General features: G+C 69.4%; 12 protein-coding genes. 4 read left to right on the top strand and 8 right to left on the bottom strand.

Going from position 1 to position 9,780, the window contains the following annotated elements; translation table 11 throughout:
• The first annotated feature begins 114 nt into the window (after nucleotides 1-114).
• On the top strand, nucleotides 115-441 hold the full coding sequence (locus tag KF871_RS18645) for a hypothetical protein (protein WP_291146110.1): 327 nt from the start codon (nucleotides 115-117) through the stop codon (nucleotides 439-441).
• 15 nt (nucleotides 442-456) lie between these two features.
• Here the strand turns inward: KF871_RS18645 and pcp are convergent, their stop codons facing one another.
• The 5 genes from pcp to KF871_RS18670 form a co-directional block, all read right to left on the bottom strand.
• Nucleotides 457-1,095 carry a pyroglutamyl-peptidase I gene (pcp, locus tag KF871_RS18650; RefSeq protein ID WP_291146141.1) on the bottom strand — a complete coding sequence of 213 codons (639 nt, stop codon included), beginning with the start codon at nucleotides 1,093-1,095 and terminating at the stop codon, nucleotides 457-459.
• Nucleotides 1,096-1,133: 38 nt separating this feature from the next.
• Nucleotides 1,134-2,012 carry a DUF3014 domain-containing protein gene (locus KF871_RS18655; RefSeq protein WP_291146113.1) on the bottom strand — a complete coding sequence of 293 codons (879 nt, stop codon included), beginning with the start codon at nucleotides 2,010-2,012 and terminating at the stop codon, nucleotides 1,134-1,136.
• An 88-nt stretch (nucleotides 2,013-2,100) separates the two neighbouring features.
• Entirely contained in the window at nucleotides 2,101-2,871 is a 771-nt protein-coding gene (locus KF871_RS18660) for a tRNA-uridine aminocarboxypropyltransferase (protein WP_291146116.1), read from the bottom strand.
• Between the two features lie 74 nt (nucleotides 2,872-2,945).
• Nucleotides 2,946-5,054 carry an Ig-like domain-containing protein gene (locus tag KF871_RS18665; protein ID WP_291146119.1) on the bottom strand — a complete coding sequence of 703 codons (2,109 nt, stop codon included), beginning with the start codon at nucleotides 5,052-5,054 and terminating at the stop codon, nucleotides 2,946-2,948.
• A gap of 170 nt (nucleotides 5,055-5,224) precedes the next feature.
• Nucleotides 5,225-5,959 carry an SOS response-associated peptidase gene (locus tag KF871_RS18670; protein WP_291146122.1) on the bottom strand — a complete coding sequence of 245 codons (735 nt, stop codon included), beginning with the start codon at nucleotides 5,957-5,959 and terminating at the stop codon, nucleotides 5,225-5,227.
• 71 nt (nucleotides 5,960-6,030) lie between these two features.
• On the opposite strand from KF871_RS18670, the gene KF871_RS18675 reads away from it, so the two are divergent.
• The 3 genes from KF871_RS18675 (at nucleotide 6,031) to KF871_RS18685 (ending at nucleotide 7,652) form a co-directional block, all read left to right on the top strand.
• Nucleotides 6,031-6,507 carry a TerB family tellurite resistance protein gene (locus KF871_RS18675; protein ID WP_291146125.1) on the top strand — a complete coding sequence of 159 codons (477 nt, stop codon included), beginning with the start codon at nucleotides 6,031-6,033 and terminating at the stop codon, nucleotides 6,505-6,507.
• A 124-nt stretch (nucleotides 6,508-6,631) separates the two neighbouring features.
• Nucleotides 6,632-7,054, top strand: a complete 423-nt coding sequence (locus KF871_RS18680) for an RcnB family protein (protein WP_291146128.1) — start codon at nucleotides 6,632-6,634, stop codon at nucleotides 7,052-7,054.
• A gap of 40 nt (nucleotides 7,055-7,094) precedes the next feature.
• The gene (locus tag KF871_RS18685) at nucleotides 7,095-7,652 is read left to right on the top strand and encodes a thioredoxin fold domain-containing protein (protein ID WP_291146130.1); all 558 of its coding nucleotides are present in this window, start codon (nucleotides 7,095-7,097) and stop codon (nucleotides 7,650-7,652) included.
• Between the two features lie 19 nt (nucleotides 7,653-7,671).
• Here KF871_RS18685 and KF871_RS18690 read toward each other — a convergent pair whose 3' ends face one another.
• The 3 genes from KF871_RS18690 to KF871_RS18700 all read right to left on the bottom strand — a co-directional run.
• Nucleotides 7,672-8,262 (bottom strand): NAD(P)H-dependent oxidoreductase, encoded by a 591-nt coding sequence (locus KF871_RS18690; RefSeq protein WP_291146133.1) that lies wholly within the window; start codon nucleotides 8,260-8,262, stop codon nucleotides 7,672-7,674.
• Between the two features lie 43 nt (nucleotides 8,263-8,305).
• A complete protein-coding gene (gene ylqF / locus KF871_RS18695) occupies nucleotides 8,306-9,262 on the bottom strand; it encodes a ribosome biogenesis GTPase YlqF (RefSeq protein ID WP_291146135.1) in 957 nt (318 codons plus the stop codon).
• A 50-nt stretch (nucleotides 9,263-9,312) separates the two neighbouring features.
• A partial coding sequence (locus tag KF871_RS18700; RefSeq protein WP_291146138.1) for a prenyltransferase occupies nucleotides 9,313-9,780 on the bottom strand: 468 nt, incomplete at its 5' end.

Genomic DNA, 9,780 nt, shown 5'->3' on the forward strand with positions numbered 1-9,780 from the left:
ACCCAATTGCTCGAAGAACTGAACAGCAGTTCGTGAGGCATTGAGGGGCGGTGCCCAATGCGTTGCTCAACTGCGCAGTCGCACCCACCCAATGACTTGGCCAAGGCCACACCCATGGCACGTCGCCCCCACCACCACGTCTACGTGATCGAGCTGCACCCTGACGTGTTGCTCGAGCGCAAGTTCCGCGCGTGCAACCCCGACTATGTGGCGGGCAAGCCCTGTGTGTACGTGGGCATGACGGGGCTGGACCCGGACCTGCGCTTCGACAAACACAAGGCCGGTATCCAGGCCAACGCCTTCGTCTTCAGGTACGGCCTGCGCCTGCTGCCCGACCTGTACGAGGGCTTCAATCCCATGCGCTACGACGACGCGGTGGACAAGGAGATCGAGGTCGGCATCGACCTGCGATCGGCGGGGTTTGGTGTGTGGCAGGCCTGAAGCGAGGGTGCACGCTCAGTGCGTGGCGCCCGCCGCCGTCGCCTGATCGCGCCTGACCCCCAGCGCGCAACGCACCGCCAGGTGCAGCCCCCGCACGATGGCGTCGAGCGCCATGTTCGGTGTGCCTTGTTCGGGCAGCCAGGGCACGTGGATGAAGCCGCCGCGTGTGCCGCGCAGGGCGCGGCGCGAAGCGATGGTGTGCATCAGCCCGTAGAACACGTGGTTGCAGACAAAGGTGCCGGCCGTTTGCGACACCTCCACCGCAATGCCTTCGGCGCGCAGTGCGGCGTGCATGGCCTTGATGGGCAGGCCGCTGAAATAGGCCGCGGGCGCGTCGGGCCAGACGGCGGTGTCCACCGGTTGCGCGCCAACGTTGTCGGCGATGGGCGCGTCGTTGACGTTGATGGCCACGCGCTCGAGCGAGATGGCGCTGCGCCCGCCGGCCTGCCCCACGCAGATGGCCAGCGCCGGGCGGTGCGTGCGCAGCAGGTCGTCCAGCACGCGCAACGAGGCGTCGAACACGGTGGGCAGTTGCGCAGCGACGATCTTGTGGCCCAGCACCTGGCGCCCGTGCAGCGCGCGCACGGCCAGCCAGCTGGGGTTGAGCGTGGCGCCGCCGAAGGCGTCGAAGCCGGTGAGCAGCACCTTGGGCACGGCGGAACGAGGCTGCACGGAAGTCGCCGGCACCGCGCTCATCGACGGGCAATGCGCGCGCGCAGGTCCTTGAGCTTGGCCTGCAGGCGGCGCTGGTTGTCGGCGCCCACGCGCAGCAGGATCTTCTGACCCGCGGTCATGGCTTCAAGCTTCGGGTCGGCGTACTCGTAGCGCACCCAGGGCCGCGTGGACGGCACCTCGCCCTTGACCTGCACCAGCGCCACAGCCGGCGGCGCCTCGGGCACGGGCGTGGCGATGAGCTGGTCCATCACCTGCACCAGCCGGTCGTTGAAGTAGCGCCCGGGAAAGCCCAGCTCTTCGTACGCAGCCTGGCACAGCGGGTAGAGGCGCCGGTACAGCGCCACGGCCTGCGCGCTGTCCACCGCCTCGATGAGCTGCACCAGCGGTGTGTAGCGCTGCGCGTTGTCGGGGTGGATGACTTCGCTGCCGTCGGCCGCCTTCTGCGACGAGAAACGCCCCGCCGTGGGCGTGACCGGCCACATCAGCACCGGGGCGTGGTCGCGCCCGAGGTTGTCGACCGTGGCCACCACGCGCCGCACAAAGCCATCGAGCTGCAGAAAGCGCAAGGTGTTGGTGCGCCCCATCAACTCGTCGAGCCGCTCGCGCACGAAGCCGTCGGACTCGGCCAGCGCCGGCAGCGGCGTGGGTGCTGGCGCGTTGGCCTCGGGCGCCGGGGGCTCGAAGGGGTGCTGGATGGCCGGCGGCGCGTCGCCAGGCAGTGGCGTGGCGGGCAGCGAGGGCGTGGGCACCGCCGCCACCGATGGGCCGGGCTCAGGCTCGGGCATGGCCTGTAGCGACTGGTAGTGGCGCCAGCCAAAATAGCCGGCCACGGCCAGCACCACCAGGGCAATCAAAACGATGGGCAGGCGCGACGCTGGTTCGGGTTCGGGTCTCATGGGCGGGGTCGGTGGGCCGTTGGTTCCGGGGCATCCTACGCCGCTGGCAAGGCACCCACAAACCCGGCGGCGATTCTCAGCAGCGTGCTCAGGATTGGTCCATGGCCCTGTTACACGCGCGTGGCGAAGCCAACTCCGCCAGCCGCGCATGCACCGCGCTGTCGCGCACCACCGCGCGGTTCTGGCGGGCGCTGAGGTAGTGCGCGCTGAACACCTCGAACCAGGCCTGCAGCAGCTGGCCTGCATGCACCTCGCCGGCCAGCGCGAGGCAGAAGGCGGCGACTTCGGCGGTGCAGAAGTGGTCGTCGCGGCTGGAGCGGCGCAGCCGGTACTGGCTGGCCTGGCCGGGCTGCAGACTGAGCACGGGCAAGGCATTGAGCCAGGGGCTTTTGTTGAACATCTTGCGGGCCTCGCTCCAGGTGCCGTCGAGCAGCACGAACAGCGGGCGTCTGGCGGGCGCCTGCGCGCTGTCCGACAGCGTTGCGGCTGGCAACGCGGTGATCACCCGCTCGGGCGGCACGAACTCGCCGGGGAACACCACCACCGGTTGCCACTGCGGGTCGGCCAGCAGGGCCAGCAGCGCGGAGTCGACCTGCGTGCGCGACCAGGCGAAGGCCCAGGTGTCGGGCACGAGGTCGGCGATGAGCCAGCCGGTGTTGCTGGGTTTGAGGGCCTCGATGTCGCCCATGAGCAGGCACATGCCGGCGCGGCTGTGCAGCGTGGGGCGCAGCGCGCAGATGCAGTGGCTGGCGGGCAGGCGGCAGCCAGCGCAGCGCACCAGGGTGCCGCCGCGGGCCTTGAAGGGTTTGGTGCTGGCGGCCAGGCGCTGGGCGCGCAGGCGGGCAACGGCGTGGGGCATGCAAAAGCCCGCGCGGTGGCGGGCTGGTTGGAACGGATGGGGCGACTGTAGCGCCGCCCCGGCCTCGGCGGCTGTCAGGGAATGAAGTTCACGCCCTCGGGCAGCTCGCCCTGGATGGGCACCTCGAACAAGGGGCCGCCGCCGTCGGGGTCGATCACCGTCGTGCCGTCGGTGGCAAAGAAGGTGGCGATCTGCAGCTGCGCACCCACCGCAAGTTGCGCCACCAGGGGCACGGCGGCGATGTTGGTCAGGAAGGTGTGCGGGTTCTTGGGCGTGCCGTCGATCGCCGCGTAGGCCAGGTCATTGCGGAAGCGCGTGACGCGGTCCTTGAAGCCACCGGCGCGCACGATGGCGGTGGTGGTGGGGTTGGGCACCGTCACGTCGCCCTGCGCGAACTGCAGGATGATGGGCTTGGCCGCGTGGCCCCAGGGCGGGCTCTGGCGAATGAGCGACGCATACGACACCGGGTTACCGGCCTGCTGCACCCATTCGTTGCGGTCGAGCAGTTCGGCGATGGCCATGGCGCCCGGCACGTTGTTGACCACCGGCGGCAGGTTGCGCAGGGGGATGTTCTCGTTGAAGTTGAGCGGGATCGGCAGCTGCGCCGTAGGCGGCAGGTTGAGCAGCGTGGGCACGCGCGTGGCCAGTGCCAGCCCCGTCAGGATGCGAAAGCTCGGGCTGATGCGTGCGATTTCGCTGATGGAGCCGCCGGGCACGTTGGGCACGCCGGCGCGCACGTCGCGCTCCACACCCAGGAAGATGGTGCCGTAGATGCCACCGAACGACTGGCCGGCGTAGTAGATGCGCGCGGGGTCGAGGTCGCGCGTGCCATCGCCATCGACGTCGATACCGCCTTGCACCTGGCGCACCAGCTGCATCAGGTCGATCACGGTCTGGCGCAGGCCGTCGCGGCTACTGACGATGGCCTGCGGCGCCGCGGCGTTCACGCCCTCGGTGCTGTCGATGGCGCCGTTGCCGTCCTGGTCGATGCCGCGCCCGCCGGCCGGCAGTTGCACCGGCGCACCCGCCGTGGGTTGCACCAGCAGCGTGCCCTGCTCGCCGCCGCCGTGGCCCACCACGTTGATCGACAGCGTGGCGATGCCTTGCGACGCCAGGGTCGAGGCCACCGTCCACGGTGCGCCGTACATGCTGTCGGTGAAGCCGTGGCCGAAGATCGCCACCGGGTAACCACCAGCGGGCCGCGGCGTGGCCGGCATGAACAGCTGGAACACGAGATCGCGACTGCCCTGCGGTTGCGGCACGCCGGTCAGCGTGGGCACCGTAGGGATCACCTTGGCCGCGTTCTGGTACTCGGGCGAGGTGTATCGCCCGTAGGCGATCTGGCCCACCGCGCCGGGGAACACCTGCAGCGCCGGTGTGGGCAGGAAGCCCGGCGTGAACGTCGGCGCCGTACCGGTCTGGCGATTGAACTGGATGTACGCCACACCCGACACCGGGAACACGGTGCGCACCGTGCCGCCATTGCCGAGCATGAAGTCCACCGGCCCGGGCGCGGTGGCCTTGAGCCGGCGCTGGATCTTGAGCAGATCGCCGGTGGTGGACTGCGTGGTGAACAGCGAGGCCGCCACCACGTTGCGGCCACCGCCGCGCGCCATCGGCAGCGCATCACGCAGGTCACGCCCATGTGCGCCGCCCAGCAGGTTGGCCGCCTTGAGCTTCTTGCCGTTGGCGTCGCGCACGCCGTTGGTCACCACCAGCAGGTAGCGCGAACGCTCCTGCAACAACTCGTCGGACTCAAACGCCAGCGTCTTGCTGGCCGGGTCCCACACCACCTGGTTGATGCCCACCTTGTCGCCGAAGCCACGCAGCGTGAGCACGTCGCCCAGGTTGACGAGGTAGATGTTGTCGCTGGTGGCGGTGCCCGGGTCGATGTCGCCATCGAACGGCACCGTGATGCGCGGCTGCGTCGAGAAACCGTCGAGCGTGTTGATGACGTCGATGTCGGCGCAGTCGCTCGGGCGTGTGGCGCAGTCGGGCTTGGGCAGGTTCACGCGGCGCAGGGTCGCGTTGCCGAAGTCGGGCACCGTGTAGCGGTTGCTGGGAAAGATGTTGTCGTTGTTGACGCCGACGCCATCGGCCAGCGCAAGCGCGGGCCACAGGCTCAAGGCAACGGACAGGGTCAACAACGGCCGCAGGGGCCGCTGCACGCGACGCTCGATCATGGTTTGTCTCCTTGGCAGGCCGCTTGTGCGCGGCTCATGGGTATCCGGGGCGCTGCTCCGGACGGCCGTTATAGGCCTGCCGACCGCGCACCGCCAGAGCCCCCCCGCGTTTTCCCTGAGGGCCTGGGGGCGGCGTTTGTCGCCTGAGCGAGCGGTGCGTCCACCCGCCGTCAGAACAGCCCGCGCTGCGGGTCGGGCGGCTCGGCCGGCGGCGGCGTGGGCGCTGGCCGAGATGGCGTCTCGCGCGGAGCGGGCTCGCCCACCAGCAAGCCCGGCGGTGTGCGCTGCAACATGGCCAGGGCCTGCGTGTGATCGGCGCGCAGCCAGTCGGCCCAATGCTCGCTGGGCAGCACCACCAGCATGCGTTTTTCGTCGCCGGGGCGGTGCATGCGGCCCAGCAGTTCATGGCCGTCGGCGTTGATGGTGAGCAGGCTGAAGCTGGGCACGATCTCGCCGGTGGCCGGGTCGGTCCAGCGCTCGTGCAGCGCGGCCACGCAAAAGGGCGCGGCATCGGCGCGCGCGATGCGCCAGCGCACCGAGCGGTGGCCGACGAGGTGCGCGTCCTCCCAGCAGGGCTCGAAGAAGTCCAGCATCGGCGCCAACGCAAAGCGGCGCTCACGCCAGGGGGCGCGAAAGCTCGGCTTGCTGGCCACCGTCTCGCTGCGCGCGTTGAGCGTGCCGCGCGACACCTTCTGCGCCTGCTGGCCGTCCTTGACCCAGCGCGGAATCAGGCCAAAGCGCGCGACCTCGGCGCGCGGCGCGCCATCGGGGCTGGCCACCACCACCGGTGCGGACATGCCGGGATACACCTCACTCGGCCAGGCGTCCGGCGGCGCGGCCGCCAGGCCAAGTGCCTTCATCTCGACCAGGTGCTTCGGGGTGGCGGGCGTGTAGTTGGTGCACACGGCGCGCATTCTCGCGCGCTGCGGAACCTCGCGCCGTGCAAGGGGTCCACCACCCCTGCACCGGAGCTGCCATGTTCAAGAACTTCAAGGACCTGTTCGATCACGTCGTGCGCGAGCTCGACCCCAACACCCAGGACGCGCCCGATCCGCAGGCGCTGCAACTGGCCACCGCCGTGTTGCTGGTGGAGGTGATGCGCGCCGACCCCGATCAGGACGCCCGCGAGACCGACGCCGTGCTGCAGGCACTGCAACGCAAGTTCGGCTTGCCGGCAGAGGCCGTGGCCGCTTTGCTCGAGCGCGCCACCGATACCTCGCGCACCAGCAACGACTACTACCAGTTCACCAGCGTGCTCAACGAGCAGCTGAGCCACCCGCAGAAAATCGCGGTGGTGGAAGCCATGTGGACCGTGGCCTATGCCAACGACCACCTTGACGTGCACGAGAACGCGGTCATCTACAAGGTGGCCGGCCTGCTCTACGTGACCCACGGCGAGTACATCGCCGCCAAGATGCGCGCCAAGGAGGCGGTGGCGGGCACCACCGATTGATCGCCTGAAGACAGGCTTGAAACCCGGCAACGTTCTTTGCAGGCGCACTGCACGGCGTTTACGCAAGCGACACATGGCCTGAGCACGATGAAGGCTCACCAACCCTCCACGAAAGGAGAACGCCATGAAAGCCCGTCAACTGCTTCCGGTTGCCCTCGCCACCGCCATGCTCGCGATGAGCACCGCGTCCTACGCCCACGACGACAACCGCCGGGGCGACCGCGACAACGGTCACCGCGTGGAGAACCGCCACGTCGAGCGCGAAGTTCACCGCGAAGTGCGTGTGGTGCGTCGCGATGACTACCGCCACGACCGCCGACCGGACGTGCGCTACGTGCACCGCGATGTGCGTGTCGTGCACACCGGCCCGCGTTACCACCGCGGCCAGTACCTGCCGGCGCAGTACCGCTCCGGGCGCTATGTGGTGGTGCGTCACCAACCGGGTCTGTACGCGCCGCCGCGTGGCCACCAATGGGTGCAGGTCAACGGCGACTTCCTGCTCGTCGCCGTGGCCACGGGTTTGATCGCCCACGCCATCCTGCATTGACTACCATTGCGGCATGAACCGCCGCGAACTCCTCCCGTCCATGGCCGCTCTTACGGCCATGGGCCTTCTGGGTGCCTGCTCCAAGGAGCCGGAGAACCCGCCTCCCCCACCCATCGACCGCAGCCAGGCGCTGCAAGTGCTGGCCGCCGAAGGCAAGGGCTTCAGCGTGGGCGCCCTGATGGCCGCCAACACCGCCTACGTACTGTTCGACCCGCAGTGCCCGCACTGCGCGCACCTGTGGCAGGCCTCGCAGCCGCTGTTGAAGCAGGCCCGCTTCGTCTGGCTGCCCGTGTCGCTGCTCAACGCCAAGAGCCTGCCGCAAGGGGCCGCCATCCTGTCGGCGGCCAACCCGGCCGAGGCCATGGCCGCGCACGAAGACAGCCTGATGGGCGGCAACGGCGGCATTTCCGCCTCGGCCGATGTGCCAGCCGAGCTGAAGGCGGCGATCGAGCACAACACCGAACTGCTCACCCGCCTGGGCGGCACCGGCGTGCCCTTTGTGGTGGCCAAAGACCCGCAGACGGGCGCGCGCGTGCTCGACGGCGCGGTGGGCACGCCCCAGCTGGCGGCTTTCGTCGGCTTGTTGCCGGGCAACTGACGCGTTGGACCTCGGCGGCCTACTCGCCGTCGAGCCCCAGCCGGTGCAGCTTGCGGCACCAGCGCGCCACACCGGCGTCGCCCAGGTTGTCGACGCTGCCGATCAGCGTCTCGTTCACCGGCGCAAAACCCACAAATCCCAGCACGTTGCGCTCCAGCGCCTTGACGCTGTGCGCGCGGTAGAACCAGCGGTACAAGGCCGCCGGCATGCCCATGGTCACCACCACGCGAGCGGAGCGGCCGGCCAGCGGCTTGGGCGCGAGCAGCGTGCTGCGGTCCTCGGGTACCGCAAAACCGGGCCGGGCCACCTGCTCCAGAAAGGCCTTAACCAGCGCGGGCATGTCGCCCAGCCAGAGGGGAAAGAACAGCACCAAGTGGTGCGCCCACTGCAGGTCGTCCTGCACCGGCTTGAGCGCGGGCGGCACCGGCCCATGCGTCCATTCGTCGGCACTGCGCAGCATGGGAATGTCGAGTTCCGCGATGCGCACCCGCCGCACATCCCAACCCCCTTCGTTGGCGCCCTCGGCGTAGGCATCGGCCAGCGCGCGGTTGAGGCGGGCCTGCGGGTCGGGGTGGCCTTCGATGATGAGAACGCGGTGTCGATCACTCATGGGCGCATCATGGTCAGCGCTCGATCCGCCACCTTGACCTGCATCAAGTGCGGCGCCGTGGGCGCGGGCGGCGCGGCGGACGGTCGCCGAACTGCTCGCGCTTGAGGCGCTGGCGCTCGGCATCGGCCGCGTGCGCGGTCTTCGACCAGCCCAGGTATTGCTCGGGCGTCTCCAACGTGATGCGACCGAACAGCGTGGCGCGAAAGTCGGCGATCACCAGTTCGGCCGCTTTCTGCGCGTCGACGCGACCGCCGCTGACCAGCGCGCCGCGCTGGCGCCCGATGGCCTCGAGCAGGTCTTCGGCCGGCACATCGGCCACGGTCTCTGCGTTGTGCGGCATCGGGTAACGCGCCAGCAAAAGCTGCGGGTAGCTGAGCTTGAGGTTGTCGAGCAGCTCCAGCGCGACTTCCTGGTCGTCGTAGGCGTTGCGCCCCACCGCACCACTGACGGCCAGGTGGATGCCACTTTGCGGCACCACGATGCGCGGCCACAGCACGCCGGGCGTGTCGAACAGGTAGACGTCGTCGGCCAGGGCCACGCGCTGCTCGGTGCGGGTCACACCGGCTTCATCGCCGGTCTTGGCCGAGCGCTTGCCCATGAGCGTGTTGATGAGCGTGCTCTTGCCCACGTTGGGCACGCCGCAGATCAGCACGCGCATGGGCTTGGCCATGCCACCGCGGTTGGGCGCCAGCAGGTGGCAGCCGTCGATGAGCTTGCGGGCGGGCGCGGCCTCGGAGGCATCCAGCGCCACGGCGCGCGTACCCGGCAGGGCGTTGTACCACTCCAGCCACAGCACAGTGCGCGCGGGGTCGGCCACGTCCTGCTTGTTCAGCACCTTGAGCGTGGGCTTATGGCCTGTGAGTTCGGCCAGCAACGGGTTGGCGCTGGAACCGGGAAGGCGGGCATCGAGCACCTCGATCACGACATCGATGTCCTTGACACGCTCGGTGATCGCCTTTCTGGTCAGGTGCATATGACCGGGGAACCACTGGATGGACATGTTCTTTTTCTTTCAAATTCAGTTGTAGCACGGCCCTGCGCACGCGCCCTTCATGCCCGCAGCAAGCCTGCAGCCAAACCCAGCCCGTGCGCTACAGCCGCAGCAATGCCCAGCACCAGCGCCGGGCGCAATTGCGCGGGGCGGCGCGCCCGGCGCAGCAGCAGCACGGCCGCTGCCAGAGACAGCGGCAACGACGCCAGCGCCCACAGCGCAGGGGTGGGCAACACCTGCCGGTCCACCGCCACAACCAGCAGGCCATGGGCCAGAAGAACCAGCGCCAGATACAGCCAGGCGGCGCGCCCGGGACCCAGGCGCACCACCAGTGTACGTTTGCCCACCTGCGCATCGGGCACGGCATCCGGAAAACCATTGGCCACCAGGATATTGGCAATCAACACCGCATAGCTGGCCGCCGCCGCCAGGGGCGCGGCCGCGAAGTGGCCACGCTGCACATAGTCGGCCCCCAGCACCACCAGCCCCCAGGCCAGGCCCACCGCCAGTTCACCCAGACCGCGCGA

The sequence above is a fragment of the Hydrogenophaga sp. genome (genome assembly GCF_019635465.1).
In the GTDB taxonomy this organism is placed as follows: domain Bacteria; phylum Pseudomonadota; class Gammaproteobacteria; order Burkholderiales; family Burkholderiaceae_C; genus Hydrogenophaga.